This is a genomic window from Commensalibacter communis (assembly GCF_947179105.1).
Taxonomy (GTDB): domain Bacteria; phylum Pseudomonadota; class Alphaproteobacteria; order Acetobacterales; family Acetobacteraceae; genus Commensalibacter; species Commensalibacter communis.
The window spans coordinates 1-18279 of sequence record NZ_CAMXCK010000011.1 but is presented as its reverse complement, the minus strand read 5'-3'; the positions used below and the strand labels follow the sequence as shown (position 1 = coordinate 18279).

General features: G+C 38.5%; 13 protein-coding genes and 2 tRNA genes. 10 read left to right on the top strand and 5 right to left on the bottom strand.

Annotated features, from left to right (window positions below):
* Positions 1-229: 229 nt before the first annotated feature.
* Both PQG52_RS11055 and PQG52_RS11050 read right to left on the bottom strand, forming a co-directional pair.
* Positions 230-562: a type II toxin-antitoxin system HicB family antitoxin gene (locus PQG52_RS11055; protein WP_271829543.1), complete on the bottom strand. Its 333-nt coding sequence runs from the start codon at positions 560-562 to the stop codon at positions 230-232.
* Positions 559-813 (bottom strand): type II toxin-antitoxin system HicA family toxin, encoded by a 255-nt coding sequence (locus PQG52_RS11050; RefSeq protein WP_271829542.1) that lies wholly within the window; start codon positions 811-813, stop codon positions 559-561. Before PQG52_RS11050 ends, PQG52_RS11055 begins: the two co-directional genes overlap by 4 nt.
* 66 nt (positions 814-879) lie before the next feature.
* Here PQG52_RS11050 and PQG52_RS11045 point away from each other — a divergent pair, with 66 nt between their 5' ends.
* Positions 880-1398 carry a hypothetical protein gene (locus PQG52_RS11045; RefSeq protein ID WP_271829541.1) on the top strand — a complete coding sequence of 173 codons (519 nt, stop codon included), beginning with the start codon at positions 880-882 and terminating at the stop codon, positions 1396-1398.
* A 179-nt stretch (positions 1399-1577) separates the two neighbouring features.
* On the opposite strand, the gene PQG52_RS11040 is transcribed toward PQG52_RS11045, so the two are convergent.
* The 3 genes from PQG52_RS11040 to PQG52_RS11030 form a co-directional block, all read right to left on the bottom strand.
* A tRNA-Ser gene (locus PQG52_RS11040) sits at positions 1578-1668 on the bottom strand.
* Positions 1669-1778: 110 nt separating this feature from the next.
* Positions 1779-3104, bottom strand: a complete 1326-nt coding sequence (locus PQG52_RS11035; RefSeq protein ID WP_271829540.1) for a restriction endonuclease — start codon at positions 3102-3104, stop codon at positions 1779-1781.
* 194 nt (positions 3105-3298) lie between these two features.
* Positions 3299-3384 (bottom strand) — tRNA-Leu (locus tag PQG52_RS11030).
* A gap of 151 nt (positions 3385-3535) precedes the next feature.
* Between PQG52_RS11030 and PQG52_RS11025 the strand changes: the two genes are divergently transcribed.
* The 9 genes from PQG52_RS11025 to PQG52_RS10985 form a co-directional block, all read left to right on the top strand.
* Positions 3536-4555, top strand: a complete 1020-nt coding sequence (locus PQG52_RS11025; protein WP_271829539.1) for an Ldh family oxidoreductase — start codon at positions 3536-3538, stop codon at positions 4553-4555.
* Positions 4556-4735: 180 nt separating this feature from the next.
* Entirely contained in the window at positions 4736-5707 is a 972-nt protein-coding gene (locus tag PQG52_RS11020) for a complex I NDUFA9 subunit family protein (RefSeq protein ID WP_271788627.1), read from the top strand.
* 130 nt (positions 5708-5837) lie between these two features.
* Complete coding sequence (locus PQG52_RS11015) at positions 5838-7247, top strand: NAD(P)-dependent oxidoreductase (protein ID WP_271829538.1); 1410 nt, start codon at positions 5838-5840, stop codon at positions 7245-7247.
* A 92-nt stretch (positions 7248-7339) separates the two neighbouring features.
* The gene (gene gltB, locus PQG52_RS11010; protein ID WP_271829537.1) at positions 7340-11866 is read left to right on the top strand and encodes a glutamate synthase large subunit; all 4527 of its coding nucleotides are present in this window, start codon (positions 7340-7342) and stop codon (positions 11864-11866) included.
* Between the two features lie 412 nt (positions 11867-12278).
* The gene (locus PQG52_RS11005; protein WP_271829536.1) at positions 12279-14957 is read left to right on the top strand and encodes a cation:proton antiporter; all 2679 of its coding nucleotides are present in this window, start codon (positions 12279-12281) and stop codon (positions 14955-14957) included.
* Positions 14958-15056: 99 nt separating this feature from the next.
* Positions 15057-15521: a (2Fe-2S)-binding protein gene (locus PQG52_RS11000; protein WP_271829535.1), complete on the top strand. Its 465-nt coding sequence runs from the start codon at positions 15057-15059 to the stop codon at positions 15519-15521.
* A complete protein-coding gene (locus PQG52_RS10995) occupies positions 15514-17703 on the top strand; it encodes a xanthine dehydrogenase family protein molybdopterin-binding subunit (RefSeq protein ID WP_271829534.1) in 2190 nt (729 codons plus the stop codon). The genes PQG52_RS11000 and PQG52_RS10995 overlap by 8 nt, the downstream gene beginning before the upstream one ends.
* A 49-nt stretch (positions 17704-17752) precedes the next feature.
* Entirely contained in the window at positions 17753-18004 is a 252-nt protein-coding gene (locus tag PQG52_RS10990) for a hypothetical protein (RefSeq protein WP_271829532.1), read from the top strand.
* Between the two features lie 77 nt (positions 18005-18081).
* On the top strand, positions 18082-18279 hold a 198-nt coding region (locus PQG52_RS10985; protein WP_271829530.1), incomplete at its 3' end, for a hypothetical protein.

The following is an 18279-nucleotide window of genomic DNA, read 5'->3' as shown; positions in this document are numbered from 1 at the left end:
AAAAATTAATCAATAGAGCAACTCATCTTATTTACTCTATTTTTAATAATGAATTCAAAGACTTTTTTAAGAATAAACATTACACTTTCATCATAGAATGATTGGTAGATAGTTATTGTTTTTTCGAAGATTGGATAGAAACAAGCAAGCTGAATAATACTCACCAAAAAGAAATGGCAAAATACTGGTGTTTATATAGGTTTTTATTGGTGTCCCGAAAAACTCTAGATCAAATGAGTGTTTCTTTTAATGAATTTTGTACTATTTGATTGATACTTATTCCCTGTCTTAATGAAGCTTCCACAAGCTGGGAATGTAATTCTGGAGATATTCTTAAAGGCAACTTGCCAGAATATTCTTTCTTGGGATTAATCCCTTTTTCTTTGCAGACATCTAAGTAGGTTTGCAAGGATTTCTGACCTTCTTTGCGCAACTCTTTAACGTCGTTTGCATAAAAATCAGCTCCACCGTTGAGATTAATAAACTCGCCTCGAAACATTTCAATTTCATTATCATATGTAATGATCGCCTTAAAGCCATCGATGTTCATAATATTGTTCATGGTGTTACTCCGTTTCGTTCTAACCATTTTTTTACGCTTACAACAGCTCCTTTGTCTGTATCAGGGGATGGATGGGGGCGGTGAAAGACCTGCACCTCGTTAAATAAAATTACAGCAATACGTGATCCTTCACGTTCTTGGATTTCAGCACCTAATTCAACAAATAATGCTTCTATATCTTTCCAACGGATACTTCCTTGAACGGGTCTAGCAAATATGGATTGAAGTGTTTTTAGGTGCTTTCTTTTCATAAAAAAAAGATATCAAAAGATGATATCAAAATCAAGTAATATATTACAAATCACAAGGAAAACAACATGAGTAAGGTCACGGGTGGAATTTATATTCCGCACTTAAAACAAGAAATTATCACGCCCGCATTGAATTATCTGGGTCTTGGTGGCGCGCGTGCCATTAACCAAGTCACAGGCACATTCTTAGCCGAGGGATATGCTGGTGGATACACGTATGTGAAACAGCTCGGCAAAGGCCCCGCAGTAGGTGCCATGCAGATGGAGCCAGCAACCTATAATGATATTTGGAAGAACTTTCTGAGTAATCCAAAACGCAGCCATCTTGCGGCCTTGCTTAAAAATATAGCAGGTGCTTTTAATGCAGATAATAATGGCATTCCCAAACCAGAGGTAATGACAGGCAATGTTTTCTTTGCAGCAGCAATGTGTCGAGTGTTTTACCTCAGAGTGCCAATCCCATTACCCGATGCGAATGATGCCACCGCAATGGCCCAGTATCACAAACGATATTATAACACCGCCCAAGGCAAAGCCATCTGGCAAGACAATGTCGATCGGTTTCAGCAGGCGATTGATGGGTGATAATTAATTATAAACAAGGTGAACAAAGAGCTGATTGTAAGTAATTAGCGATTCTGATTGGCATAATATTCAATAAAATGAGAGCTTTGTAGCGAAAATAATTGGGGGTATCGTTGGGGGTATTATAGTGAGTGTGGTGGTAATTTATCTTTACAAAACAATGAGTTAATTTATGATATTGGCGGAGAGAATGGGATTCGAACCCATGGTACGCTATTAACGCACACACGCTTTCCAAGCGTGCGCCTTAAGCCGCTCGGCCATCTCTCCTAAAGATTGCCTTTAATTGGAGAACACCATACCATTTTTTTTTTTAGAGGCAAGATATTTTTATTTGGATTTAAACTTTTTTATATTGTTAAATCAAATCGTAATATTTTTTATGTCAAAGAACTGGCAAAGCTCTCTAATGTTTCATGATGTAATAAAGCAACTTTTGTAGATGCAGCAAGCTGTCGTGCAGAAGTGGTATAGGCAGCATTAGAAACGACAGCAGCATAATGCGCATGATAAAAAGTTTTCGCAGCATTGACCTCTTGAACAGCTTTGTTTCCCACTGGTTTGCTATATAATTTACATTGAATAATTAACGTAATTCCTCTTTTAACAGCAATTACATCTGCACCTTGGTCTCCGCTTGCTGTAGTGACCTCGGCATCCCATCCAGATTGATTTAAAAGTTCTGCACAATAAACTTCATAATCAAAAGGATTCATTTTAGGAGAAAATTTGTGTCTTATTTTCTTTGTTCGTTGAAAAATTTTTGTTTGTTTTTTAGGGGGATATTTAGCCGTGTATAAAATATTCTTTATGACTTCTTTTTTAATTTGAGGGAAAAAATTGAGAAGTTGATAATTGGATAAACCTGGCTTAATTTTAGACTTGATAAAACGGTTTACTTCTTGCAGCCATTTATCTTCGACCAAACTGCCATATTCGTCTTTGTATATAAGTTGGTCACGTTTGATATATAAAATATTTGCATGTTGTTTGATTTGATAGTTTGCAATTCTCAAGGCTTTTTTACGTGAATGATTTTTCATTCTCCGTTTGTAAATAGAAACAAAAAAGTTAATTAATGGCCGACCGAATAAAAGCAGGAATACAACAATGCCCATTCCATATAATAGTTGGTTATGAAATATCGAGAAGTCGGATAAAGAAATAGTATTAGATGCGCTAAGCTTACCAAAAGGAGAGGGAAGCTCTGGCATAGGTTGTTTGTCTAAATATTGCAACAAACGTGAAACGATTGAAGAGGTTCCTGTTAATGATATTGGAATAATATCATTATTGATCGTGATATAGGCATTTTCTTTAGCGGTAAAATCATGAATAAAGATTTTTAATTGCTGAGTGGTTAAATTAATTTTGAAGTAAGTTTGATTATTTTTGGTGATGGAATTTTGCTTTCTTAAGGTGAAATTCTGCGTGCCGATGCTGAAATTTAACGCATAAGTATCTTTAAGAAAGTTGCTGTTTTGAAGATATGTGATTTGTAATAAAGATTGCCTACCTGAATAAATGAAAAGAGTTATGATGAAATCATTATCTTGACCATTAATGGTTAGTTGTTGGGATTTTGTATTGATAGAGGATCGCCAGAGCGCATTGTCGGCGACAATTTGGGATGCCGAAAGGCTGGGTTGGCTAGAACAGAATAAATAGCAGATTGTTAAAAAGACGTATAAAAACTTATTTTTCATAAATAGTCATCAGTAAATACTATATGATGTATTATTAATATATTTGATATAATATTAAGCAACTTATGTTAAAATGATGTTAATTGTAAAGGTGAATAAGGCTAAATAATACATCACTTTAAAATTGGTTAAATTATTATGGATTTTTAATATTACTCCAAATCATATTTTAACCTATTGATTTCTTTAATATTTGGTGCCCCAAAGAAGAGTTGAACTTCCACGACCTTGCGGTCACAGGTACCTGAAACCTGCGCGTCTACCATTCCGCCATTGGGGCTTGTAAAGCGAGTTTTATATAAATTATCGCAAGAGGTCAATTAGTTTTGATGACTAAGACGCTTTATTTCCCTTTAAGAGTAAGGATTAAGCTGGCATAATTTTAACAGTAATTTATTAATCATTTCATTTAGTCTAAAGGATAGTATTACATGAGTAAGAAAGTCAATTTATCTCTGGATCAAGTATATGATTTATCTGTTCAGATACTTTCAAAATATGGCTTATCTGACGCTCATGCTAAGGCGATCGCCAGAGTGATTTTGGCGGGTGAAAGAGATGAGTGTATCTCTCATGGTGTTTATCGGTTAGGGGTATTGGCACATACGATACAACAAGGCCATGTCTCTAAAACAGCAGAACCCAAAGTCACTATTGATGAAACATCGATTGTCAAAGTGGACGCTCAATATGCTTTTTCGCCACTCGCTTTTGAAAAAGGAATAGAGCAACTGGCGATTAAAACAAAACAAGTGGGTATTGCGGCTTTACAGATTAATCATTGTTACCATTTTTCTGCCTTGTGGCCAGAGGTAGAAGCGATTGCAGCTCATGATCTGGTTGGGCTGGCAATGACGCCAAGTCATGCTTGGGTTACTCCAGCAGGAGGTAACAGTCCCGTATTAGGAACAAATCCTCTGGCATTCAGCTGGCCTCGGGAACATGCAGAAAATCCTTATGTTTTCGATTTTGCAACTAGTGCCATTGCTAGGGGAGATCTTGAGCTGCATCATCGTACCAATACTGATCTACCGGATAATGTTGCACTTGATAAAGACGGTAAGGTAACGAACAATGCTAAGGCCGCTATTGATGGTGGGTCAATGTTGACATTTGGTGGGTATAAAGGCAGCGCGTTATCAACAATGATTGAGTTAATGTCAGGGTCCTTAATTGAAGATTTAACTAGCCAGGCATCACTGAAATTAGATGATGGTAAGAAATGCACGCCTTGTCATGGTGAATTGCTTTTCGCATTTGATCCAAGCAAGTTTGGCCTTGGTAATATTTCAAAAAGTGAAGCAAGTGCTGAACAATTATTTAAATCTATTGTCGATCAAGGGGCCAGATTGCCTTCACAACGTCGTTTCGAAGCACGCAAGCGTAGTCAAGAAAAAGGGGTATTTGTTTCCGAGCATATTTATGCCGATATACAAAATCTTTTAAAGTAAATATTGGGATTACTCAGAGGATATTGGTCAATATTCACACGGGTTTGTAAAAGAAATTTCAGAAATATTTAAAGCCCGTTATGTTATTTGAATCTTGATCAATACATATACGAGGTATAAGAAGTATATAAAGAACATTAGAGTCAAAATCTTGTGATATTTGTTTAAAGGAGTGTCTAAGTGAGCGATACACGTAAAGTAGCAACAGTGATTGGGAATAATAAATTCGTAGAAGGCTATATCGTAGAACGACTAGTCAAAGCGGGATATGTTGTTCGCGTTGCTGTTCCTCAACCTGCATTGGTTAATGTGATTAGACCTTTTGGAAATGTTGGACAAATTACACCTCTATATTGTTCTGTTAATAAAGAAGACACGCTTATCCGTGCCATAGAAGGCGCAGAAGTTGTTATTAATGTATCAGAGCTTGCATTTGGTAAAAATAAATCCAAACTTGAATTGCATAATGTGCAAGCAGCTCAAACGATTGCACGGATTAGTGCAGCCGCAGGTGTAAAACGATTGATTCATTTTTCAGCACTTGGTGCAGAGTTAAATAGTCGCTCTGCGTATTTAGTCAGTAAGAAAAGAGGCGAAGATGCCGTTTTACAAGCTTTTCCATCTGCTGTGGTTTTACGCACAGGGATTGTTTTCGGACCTGAAGATCAATTTTTAAATAAATTAGCTTTAATCGCCAGTTATTTCCCAATTATGCCTGCATATAATGCAAATACCAAATTACAACCTGTATATGCGGGTGATGTTGCTGATGCTGTTATGAAGGCTGTGCAACAAGTCGAATGTGATGGAAAAATTTATGAAATTGCTGGGGCAGAAATTTATACCAACCGCGAATTAATGAGCTGGTTGGTCGGATGGCTCAGAACAGGTAATGATGTCAGTGGATTAAGTCCAGCTTTGATTCGATTAATGGCATTTACATTGCAATTTATGCCTGGTGCTATTATGACGCCAGCGTTGCTGAATATGATGGAATATGATTCTGTATCAAGTCAAAATGAAAATGGTTTATTGGCTTTGGGAATAGTGCCAACACCAATAGAAATGATCGCCCCAATTTATTTATATTGTTATCGTTCTATTAATGATTTTACGGAATTAAAACGCTTACAGCATCGGATTGAGCAATAAAATACTATAAAATAATCTTTTTTTAAATTATTTTAACAATAGGTCAGCATTACTGTCTTTTATTTGATCGAGGAATAGAATAAACATTAGGTGTAATTGATTTTGTAATCGTAAAGGCGATGGTAATATTATGCCTAATGTTATGTTAAAATTTATTTCTCTCGATCAACAGCAACCTGAAAAACGGCCGGCAGGAATACGTAAAACCGATTTCATGGAAACATATCGTCGGTTTTCAGATGAACAAGCAAAAACACAAGCCAGTCGTTGTTCTCAATGCGGCGTTCCTTTTTGTTCAACAAAATGCCCGTTATCCAATTATATTCCTGACTGGTTAAAACTTACCGTTGAAAATCGTTTAGAAGAAGCCTATGCGTTATCTTCTGAGACGAATAGTTTTCCAGAAATTTGTGGTCGCATTTGTCCACAAGATCGGTTATGTGAAGGCAGTTGCGTCATCGAGCCAGGATTTAAAAGTGTAACTATTGGTGCGGTTGAGGCATATATTACCGATCATGCTTTCGAAAATGGATTGATTCAACCAGTTGTTCCTGCACAAGAGCAAACTCAATCTGTCGGGATTGTGGGGGCTGGCCCATGTGGATTGGCTGCTGCGGTGGTATTACGTCAAAAAGGGTATCAAGTCCATATTTATGATCGTTATGATCGCGCAGGCGGATTGCTAACTTATGGTATTCCGACGTTTAAACTTGAAAAAGAAGTCGTTGCAAGACGTCAAAAATGGCTAGAAGACTCAAATGTTGTTTTTCATTTTAATACGAATATTGCGGATCAAACAGGCGAGGGAACAATCTCTTTTGCTGATTTGCGTCAGAAACATGATGCTGTGTTCATTGCAACAGGTGTTTATCAGAAGAAAGAAGTTAAATTATTAGGAAGCCATTTGAGTGGTGTTGTGCAAGCATTGGATTATTTAATGTCTTCACAACAAACCGACAAAGCCTTAACAGCCGACATGGATGCCAAAGGCAAGGATGTAATTGTTGTTGGTGGTGGTGATACGGCAATGGATTGTTTACGCACAGCCATTCGTCAAGGCGCAAAATCAGTTAAATGTTTATATCGTCGTGACAAAGCTAATATGCCAGGCTCTATGCGCGAAGTTAAAAATGCGGAAGAAGAAGGTGTAGAATTTATTTGGCAAGCAGCACCAGAAGCATTTATTGGCAATGAAAAAATTGAATCTATTCGTGCATTAAGAACCGAATTAGGGTTACCAGATGCGGGCGGACGTCAAAGTGTTCGCATTATTGACGATAGTCATTTTACATTGCCTGCAGATATGGTGATTAAAGCATTGGGATTTGATCCAGAACCCTTGTCCGAATTATGGAACGATGCCAATTTAAAAGCGTCTAAATATGGTACAGTCAGCGTTGATCGGCAGAAATTTATGACCTCTATTGATGGCATTTTTGCAGGTGGCGATATTGTGCGTGGTGCTAGCTTGGTTGTGTGGGCAGTGCGCGATGGTCAGGATGCGGCGTTGCAAATTGCGAAATGGTTAAAAGAACAATAAATTTGTTCTAAAAAAACCTTAACGAATTATTCAATTAACAAAAGCCAGCCCAAAGAATGGCGGGGTTTTATCATCTATAGGCGGATAAACAGATGAGTGATACGAATTATATTGAAGATAGAAAAAGAAACGAAGCAATTCTTGAGCGTGCAGGGGTATATTCTCAGGATCAAGAACATGATGCTTGTGGTGTAGGATTTGTTGTTTCGCTGGATGGTAAAAAACGTCGTGATGTTGTTGAAGCTGGGTTAACAGCTTTAAAAGCATTATGGCACAGAGGAGCTGTGGATGCTGATGGTAAGACAGGCGATGGTGCTGGGATCCATGTTGAAATTTGTCAGGATTTCTTTTTAAAATCCATTCGCAGCGGTCATCATCACGTCAAAGAAGGTGATTTGGCTGTTGGAATGGTATTTTTGCCAAAAAATGATCTAGCCAGCCAAGAACGTTGTCGTCAAATTGTTGAAACCGAAATTATTGCATTTGGATATTCAATCTATGGATGGCGTCAAGTGCCAATTAATACCGATTGTATTGGTGAAAAAGCCAATGCAACTCGCCCTGAAATTGAACAAATTTTAATTAGTAATACTAAAAATCATTCAGAAGAGGAATTCGAACGTAATTTATATATTATTCGTCGTAAAATTGAAAAACGCGCCACGGAAAGTCACGTCGATTTATATATTTGTTCGCTATCTTGTCGTTCAGTCATTTATAAAGGAATGTTCTTAGCTGAGAACGTCGCCGATTTTTATCCTGATTTATTGGATGAACGCTTTGTAAGTCGCTTTGCGATTTATCATCAACGTTATTCAACTAATACATTCCCAACCTGGAAATTGGCGCAACCATTCAGAAAAATTGCACATAATGGTGAGATCAATACTTTATCAGGAAATATCAACTGGATGAAAAGCCACGAGACCCGTTTGTCTCATCCTGATCTTGATGCTTATATGGCTGATTTAAAACCCGTTATTCAGTTTAATGGTTCTGATACAGCGGCTTTGGATAATGTGTTTGAATTATTGACTTTTGCGGGGCGTGATGCACCAACTGTTAAGGCATTGATGATTCCTCCTGCAATGGGGATGCAAAATCACTTAACTCAAAAAGTGAGAGATATGTATAGTTATTCTAATGCCGTAATGGAACCTTGGGATGGTCCAGCAGCATTATGTGGAACGGATGGCAACTGGGTGATTGCAGGTTTGGATCGTAACGGATTGCGTCCCTTGCGTTATACAATCACGACAAATAATTTAATGATTTTGGGTTCTGAAACTGGGATGGTACGTGTGCCAGAACCAGATGTTTTGGAAAAAGGGCGTCTAGGACCAGGGCAAACCATTGGGTTTAATATGCAGACTTGCAAATTATATAAACCAAATGATATTACCGACATGTTAGTGCAACGTCATGATTATAGTGAATGGGTAAAAAATACTCAGCAAATCACATCAATCGTGAGGGATCAAGAAACTGAAACGCATTTATTTCCTTCAGAAGAATTACGCAGAAGACAACTGGCGGTAGGGATCAGCATTGAAGATTTAGAAACCGTTTTACAACCAATGGTTGAAACTGCTGCTGAAGCGATAGGCTCTATGGGGGATGATACGCCATTAGCGGTGTTAAGTGATCGTTATCGTGGATTGTCCCATTATTTTCGACAACGGTTTAGTCAAGTAACTAATCCGCCTATTGATAGTTTACGCGAAACTCAGGTGATGACTCTCAGCACACGCTTGGGTAATTTAGGGAATATTCTGGATCAAACTTCTGAACAGTGTCAGATGTTGCAATTATCTAGTCCTGTATTAACCACCAGTGAATTTAGTGCACTGCAAGAATTTTGTGGAAAAACGGGTGTAACGATTGATTGTAATTTCACGGTTACTGAAGGGGAACAAGGGTTACGTGATGCGATTGCTCGTATTTGTTTCGAAGCTGAAGAAGCTGTCCGGGCTGGGTGCACTCATGTATTCTTAACCGATGAAAAACAAACCAAAGAACTTGCACAAATTCCAATGGTTTTGGCAACTGCAGCAGTACATACCCATTTGGTTCGCCAATCGCTTCGCACATTCACGTCATTAAATGTGCGTTCAGCGGATACATTAGACGTTCATTCGATTGCCGTATTGATTGGTGTGGGTGCAACAACCGTCAATGCTTATTTGGCGCAAGAATGTATTGCAGATCGTCATAAAAAAGGTTTATTTGGTGATGTTTCTCTGCGTGAAGCCATGCAACGTTATTGTAAAGCTGTCGATAAAGGCTTGCTTAAAATTATGGCAAAGATGGGAATTTCTGTCGTTGCTTCTTATCGTGGTGGATATAATTTTGAAGCGATTGGGTTGTCTCGTGCTTTGGTGGCAGAATTCTTCCCAGGAATGTCTTCTCGTATTTCAGGGATTGGGTTGTCAGGGATTGCTCATAATGTCAGCACTTTTCATGAAAAAGCATGGGATCCAAATGTTAAGATCTTGCCAATTGGTGGATTATATAAATGGCGTCAACAAGGTGAAAAGCACGCGCTGAATGGGGATGTGATTAAACTAATCCAACAAGCGGTGGAAAAAGACAGTTGGCCTCTATATCAACAATATCTTGAAGCCATCAAAGAACAACCTCCGATGGCGTTGCGCGATTTATTAGATTTTCAGTCTTCTAATAAACCTATTCCAGTTGAATCTGTAGAGAATATTACTCAATTACGCCGTCGTTTGATTTCTCCGGGTATTTCGTTAGGAGCATTAAGTCCAGAGGCTCATGAAACCTTGGCGATTGCGATGAATCGTATTGGGGCTCGTTCTGATTCCGGTGAAGGTGGTGAAGACGCAAGTCGATATAAACCTCGTCTTAATGGCGACAATGCGTCATCAGCGATTAAGCAAGTTGCATCAGGTCGCTTTGGAGTAACGGCGGAATATTTGAATAATTGTCGTGAGATTGAGATTAAAGTGGCTCAAGGGGCTAAACCAGGTGAGGGTGGTCAGTTGCCAGGGTTTAAAGTTACCGAGTTAATTGGTAAATTACGCCATGCTGTGCCTGGGGTAACCTTAATTTCTCCACCGCCTCATCATGATATTTACTCTATTGAAGATTTGGCTCAGCTTATTTATGATTTAAAACAAATCAATCCTGATGCTACGGTTGCGGTTAAGTTGGTCGCATCGTCTGGAATTGGAACGATTGCTGCTGGAGTTGCGAAAGCTAAGGCAGATACGATTTTGATTTCTGGTCATAATGGTGGAACAGGGGCTTCTGCTCAAACATCGATTAAATATGGTGGTATTCCTTGGGAAATGGGCTTGGCTGAAGCACATCAAGTGTTAATGCTGAACCGTTTACGTCATCGGATTACTTTGCGTGTTGATGGTGGGATTAAAACGGGTCGTGACGTTGTGATCGCAGCGATGTTGGGTGCTGAAGAATTTGGTATTGGAACGCTTAGTTTAATTGCGATGGGTTGTATTATGGTGCGTCAATGTCACTCTAATACTTGTCCTGTCGGTGTCTGTACTCAAGATGAAGAACTACGTAAAAAGTTCGTCCAAGATGGTGCGGATCGTGTTATTAACTTATTCTCTTTCATTGCGGAAGATGTTCGTAATATTCTTGCCTCCCTTGGTTTTTCTTCGTTGAAAGAAATTATTGGACGCACTGATTTGTTAAGGCAAGTTCTGCGTGGTGCATCTTATCTTGATGATCTAGACTTAAACTCTTTGTTGGCTCGGGTGGATGCAGGTCCGTATGAAAGATATTGCACGCGTGAGGGTCGAAACGAAGTTCCAGAGACGTTGGATGCACAAATGATTGTTGATGCTCAACCATTATTTGAGCATGGTGAGAAAATGCAATTGCGTTATAATGTGCAGAATACTTACCGTGCAATTGGAACGAAGATTTCATCCAAAATTACACGTCGTTTTGGCATGAAAGGGTTGGCAGAAGATCATTTGACTGTGCGTCTTAGCGGTTCAGCGGGTCAATCTTTGGGAGCTTTTGCAGTTCAAGGGTTGAAACTTGAAGTGTTTGGCGATGCGAATGATTATGTTGGTAAGGGTCTATCTGGTGCGACGATTGTGGTGCGTCCAGTTCCTGAAACGAAATTAATTTCTCAACATAATATGATTATTGGTAATACAGTCTTATATGGTGCAACCTCTGGCAGTCTGTATGCTGCGGGGATTGCTGGTGAACGTTTTGCTGTTCGTAACTCTGGCGCCACTGCTGTGATTGAAGGGTGTGGTGCAAATGGGTGTGAATATATGACAGGTGGAACGGTCGTTATTCTGGGTGAAATTGGCGTCAATTTTGGGGCTGGCTTTACAGGAGGGATGGCTTTTATTTATGATCCACATGCGCAATTCGAAAAATGTGTCAATTCCGAAACATTAATGTGGCAGCGAATTGCAGATCCAAAATGGGAGGATGTTTTACGTCAACACATAGAACGTCATGCAGAGGAAACTGAAAGTCACTATGCGATGTCATTGTTACATGAATGGCAAAATATTGTGCAACATTTCTGGCATGTTATTCCAACTGAATATGCCAAAGCGATTGGGTTGGATTTGACGTCCGAACTCAATAAGAAAATAGCATAAATCTTTATAAAATATCCCTGTATCTTTTAAGAATGATACAGGGATATTTGGTATTTGGACGATAAAAGATAAATTTCGTTCCATGATAGTATTTAATTAAAGATTATTTTAACAATTTGAAGTGATTTAAAACAAAAAATTAATTTCATAATAAACTGAAATAGAAGCTATATAAGAGGCTATAAAATTTATGAAATAAATTGTAATGAAATTTATAATTCTTATTATGTATAAAATATGATATATAAACAAATTGAAAAGTATTTTAAGCAAGGACAATAATTTCATAACCGAACATTATATACGATCAACACAATCTGAATAAACAGATTGTTTGAATAATTTCTCTGTTTATAATACATTTATAAAATACAAACATTATATTAATTATTTAAAGCGGAGAGAGACTAATATGCCAGTTACTGGTCTGGCTACTGTTTTATTAGCAACAGCCATCCTCTTAGTCATCGTCAGTGCGGTTCAGCCTTTGGCCAAACGTATTGAGTTATCAGAAACAGTTCTGTTGGCGATCGTAGGGATTATTTTAGGGGGCGTTGCAGATATTGTATTGCATAGTTCCCATATTTATATTTTCGATACTGCCGCAGAGGTCTTATTAGATTTCCCAATCAATAGTGAGGGGTTTCTTTTAATCTTTTTGCCAATCTTGGTATTCCAAGCGGGATTGGCCATTGATGTGCGAAGACTTTACCATGAAATGGGTACTGTGTTGTTATTGGCTATTGTGGCTGTCGTGCTGTCGACGGCTATGATTGGGCTGGCTCTGTATCCGTTTTCTGGAATGCCTTTGATTGTTTGTTTATTGGTGGGTTCTATTGTTGCAACAACGGATCCGTCCGCAGTCGCTGGGATTTTTAAAGAGATCGGTGCTGCGACACGATTAACCCGTTTGGTTGAGGGTGAATCTTTATTAAACGACGCGGCAGCAATTTCCATTTTCTCCACATTAACAGCAGCCATTATCGCGCATAAAGAAGTTCATTTAATGAGCTCTGCAATTAGTATTCTGGTTTCGTTTGCTGGGGCAGTGGTTGTTGGCTTTATTTTTGCACGTCTCTCTTTATGGATGATTGTGGCACTAGGGTCTACTTCAGGACGGGCTGCTGAAATTACATTAACAGTGGCTTTGCCTTACATTTCTTATATTGTTTGTGACGAAATTATTGGTTTCTCTGGTGTTGTTGCAGCAGCAGCAGCAGGGCTTACGCTTTCCGCATACGGGCCGTCGACATTTCGCCCTCAAACTTGGCGTTTTTTAAACGAGATTTGGCAACAGATTGTTTTTTGGGCAGGGTCATTGTTGTTTGTCCTAGCCTCCATGTTGGTGCCTCGTTTGTTAATTGGGATGACCAAGTGGGATTGTGTATTGATTCTAATTGCTACAATTGCAGGATTGATCGCACGTGCAGTTGTTGTTTTTGGGATGTTACCTATTCTAGCGGCAACAAAGATTTCTCCGCCTATTCCTACACCCTTCAAAGCAACAATGGTGTGGGGGGGATTGCGCGGCGCAATCACGCTGGCATTGGCATTGGCTGTTACTGAAAATGAGTTGGTTTCAACACCGATATCTCATTTTGTTGGAATCATCGCAACGGGGTTTGTATTAATTACATTGTTAGTTAATGGAACGACTTTACGTGCCGTGGTTGTTTATTTCCGACTAAATGAACTAACCCCGATCGATCAGGCCGTGCGCCATCAGATATTAGGTATTGGTTTAGGAAGAGTTAGAGATAAAACAAGACGTACAGCCAATGAATTTGGTTTTAATAATCGTATTACAGGATATGTGATTGAAGGTCTTGAAAGACGAATTGAGGACGAGCAAGAAGCGAATACGTTTGATACCGCTTTGGGCAATCGTCAACAAATTACATTGGCTTTGATTACCATTGCTGCGCAAGAGCGTTCAATTTTGCTTGATTTATTCCGTATGCAAGGCTTACCCAGAAGGGTGATGGAAACATTGTTAAGATCAGCTGAAGCTGCTCTTGATGGTGCTTGGCAAGATGGTCGCTATGGATATGTAAAGGAAATGCATAAACGATTACATCCGCCTTTACGGTTTCGAATGGCTCAAAGTATTCATCGCAGACTACATATAGATCGTCCGTTGATGTATTGTATGATGGAACGTTTTGAGATTTTGTTGATTTCAAGATTTGTTGCTATATCGTTAACTCGTTTTGTTAAACGCAAAATTGAGCCGACGTTGGGATCACGTGTGGCGGATATTGTTTCTGAAGTGCTAGACAGACAAAATCGTATGTTGGATGATGCCTTGGAAACGATGAGAATGCATTATCAAGGATATATTGAAGCCTTGGAAGCACGTTTCTTGCAAATGGTTGCGTTAAGGTTTGAAAACGAAGAATATGATGATTTGCATACAGAAACTCTGATCAGTGAAGAGTTATATCAAGAGTTAGAAAAAGCTGTTGAAAAGCGGTTTGCGCGGTATAATCGTTCTTTGAAATTCAATTTAAAGAGTGGTATTGAGCAACGCGTTCAGGAGCTTCCTTGCCTTAGAGGCGTTCCTCAAGCTGTTTTGTATGATATTTCGATGTCGATGTCTATTTATTTTGTTTCGCCTGGTGAGAGGATTTTCTCTCGTGGAGAACGAATTAAAAATGTATTCTTTATTAGTAACGGATTATTCGAAACACATGTCGAAGATAAAGTCTTTACATTTGGTTCAGGGGATATATTAGGGGCAAAAGAGATCATCGGTAATAAGAAAAGAACGGAATCAATATATCGCTCTTTGCGTTTTGGTTATTTATTGACCATGCCTATCGATGTATTCAAACGATTAATATCTGAATACTCTATTGTTCGTCATAATTTGATACAGATAGATTATGCACGCCATCGTCCTGAGGGCGATATTGTCGTGGATAATAATCTTCCTTTGTTAGAATACAATCCTCTTGCAATAGAAAAGCCACCTGAAGGGGGCTCTGTTTCTAATGAGGCGAAAAAAGATAAACAAAAGAAAGAGGATCAGAAACAGCCGAAAAATCAGCCTAAGGCTAATGAAGATAGTGAAAAAGATCCTTTTCAGTAAAGTTCAGATCATAAAGTAATTGTTCATAGAGGAAAGTTTGAATTTTCCTTTATGTTCGGTTACTCTGTTTGACGTAAAAAATAAAAGATTTAGAACGGAATGGTTGAATTAAATATAAACAATAAAATAGTTCGTTTAGACGTTTCTGATGATATGCCGTTATTATGGGTTTTACGTGATGTAATGGGTTTAACAGGCACCAAATATGGCTGTGGCATTGGTGAATGTGGCGCTTGTACGGTGCATTTAGACGGGAAACCAGTTCGGTCTTGTTCTTTACCAGTGGGATCCATTGGCAATCAATTGATTATTACCATAGAGGGATTGGATAATGATCCAATTGCTCAAAAGATACTTGATGGTTGGGTTGAGAAGCAGCCAACACAATGTGGTTACTGTCAACCAGGTCAGATTATGGCTGCAATTGCTTTGTTACATGAAAAAGAAAAGCCAAGCAAAGAAGAAATTAATCGTGCTTTATCGGGACATGTCTGTCGTTGTGGTATGTATCAGCGTATTCGCAATGCGATCAAAGTTGCAGTGGGGAGTACAGAAGATGAGTAATTTATCCAGACGTGCTTTTTTCACGAAGACAGGTGCATTGATCTTGGGTGTTTCTTTGCCAGTACTAGCAAAAGCGCAAGACAAAATTGTTACATCGAAGTCAGAAGATGATCCACATCATAGCGTCAACACACCATCAAATAATGAGTATCATAACGCGTATATTGAAATTACATCAAATAATCAAATTTTGTTTCATATTCCTGATATTGAATTTGGGCAGGGAATTTATACAGCAGCAGCGATGCTTTTGGCAGAAGAGTTGGAAGTTGAGTTATCAGCAATCAAGGTTGATGCTGCTTTGCCAAACCCAGAATATATTATAAAAGGGGAAGTGACTGAAGTCACTTGGGGATCTGGATCAACTCAAAAAGATTGGTTCCCCTTGCAACAATCAGCAGCAATATTACGTACGATGTTACTGCAAGCGGCTGCACAATCTTGGAAAATAGATATCAACCAGTGTCATGCCAAAGCAGGTCAAATTTATGGCCAAAATGGTCAACAGACGCCTTACGCACAATTTTTACATAATATTTATAATTTATCGATACCCAATGAAGTCCCATTAAAAAAAACAGAAGACTATCGTTTGATTGGTAAATCTCAACCACGTGTAGATACATCTGAGAAAATTAAAGGCAAAGCAATCTACGCAACAGATATTCATCTTGAAGATCCATCTGTTCCAGCGATAAGAACAGGGTTAATGATTGCTTGTCCTGTAGTGGGTGGAAAATTAGCACATCTTGATGATAAGAATGCAAAACAGATACAAGGTGTTATTGATATAGTATCTTTAGAGAATATTGTTTGTATTATTGCAGAAAATTTCTGGATTGCTTCCAAAGCCGCCAAGCAATTGGTTATTGAGTGGGATTATGGTTCCCAAAGCGCAGCGACAACAGACAGTATTTATAAGCAATTAGATCAAGCTGCGGATGAACAACAGGCGATCATTGGATATAATAATAGTTCAGAAAAAATTGAAGTTTCATTAAATGCTACAAGTCATATTTATAATGGGACTTATAAACAGCCAATGTTGCTGCATGCTGCGTTGGAGCCTCTAAGTTGCACAATATTCATAAATGAAACAAAATGCGAGATATGGTCTTGCTCACAAACACCTTTATGGACAAGGGATAAAGTTGCAGCACTATTAAAAAGAGATACAAAAGAGATATATTTTCATAATGTCTTTGTTGGTGGCAGTTTTGGTCGGCGTTTGAATGATGAATATATTTTGCAAGCTGTTCAATTCGCACAGAAAGTCACTTATCCTCTAAAATGTGTTTGGTCGAGAGAAGAGGATTTTGTTCAAGATCATGTCCGTCCACCTTATTTGGATCAAATTGAAGCAGGCGTCGATGCAGATGGTTTAATAACAGCAGTCAAGCATCGTATCATAGGCCCATCTGTAACTGCTTTTTGGGATAAATCATTATTATCAAAAGAAGGCATGGATCCTGATTTATTATTGGGGATTGATACTCTTCCATATCGGATTCCACATTATCAGTTAGATTATACTAATTGTGATATTCAATCTATTATTCCTGGTTGGTGGCAAGGGAACGGAGCCACCAGAAATATTTTTGTAGTGGAATCTACGATCAATAAATGTGCTAAGAAAGCTAAAAAAGACCCCATCGAATACCGTAAATTGCTAAAACCAGATGCTCGAGCGATGGCCGTCATTGATATGGTTGCCCAACATGCCCAATGGGAACAGCAACCTCCCAAAGATATTGGCAGAGGCTTTGCAATGGCGCATGTTTTTGGCAGTTATATTGCCATAGTGGTCGAAGCTGAAATTACAGCCATGTCAGTGGTGCGTTTACATCGCGTGATTGTTGCGCTTGATTGTGGACTAGCTGTCAATCCAGATCAAATTTCTGCACAAATCGAAAGTAGTGCTATTTATGGATTAGGCGCTGCTTTGTATAACGAGGTGCAAATTCAAAATGGTCAGATCGTGCAGCGTAACTTTAATCAATATCGTGTTTTACATATGAATGAAGTACCGCAAATAGAAGTTCACATCATTAAAAGCAATGAGCATCCTTCAGGGGTCGGAGAGTTGGGAACAATTGTTTCAGCACCAGCATTGGCTGATGCTTTGGGATCAATTTTGAATAAGAATTTATATAGCTTACCTTTGAACAAATATTTGACTTAGTCTTACACTAAATTTCAGTTTATTGGTGAATAAAATGGAGTATCGCATATTGATTAAAGATAAACAGACGAAGCATACATCACTATACCGCTCAATTGGTATCCTATGTGGTTTTTTAGGCATAATGATTGGTGCCTTGTGGGCGTTTAAAGGCGTGATATTGGGGCATTCCTATATTCGAAACGGAACTATTCTTATCGATGATTGGCAATTTTTGGGTATAGATATGGGAATTATCGGTATTATTATAGGAGTGACTGGCGCATTGTTTGGAATAATGGTTGGAAGAAGCAAGGTTTAATCATTATCTATTATTTTTTTAATGTGATTACGATTAAAACTTAGAATTGAGAATCTTCTTAGGATTAGAGTTGTTTTATGGTTTATTTTACTAGGTTTGAATTAAAAATATTGCTTGCAATAGCGATAATGCTAGGTACGATATTATCGCCTTTGCAGCAAGCTTTTGCAGATGAAGTTCAAATTGATCCTAAACAGTCTGATCCTAAACAGTCTGATCCTAAACAGTCTGATCCTAAACAGTCTGATCCTAAACAGTCTGATCCTAAACAGTCT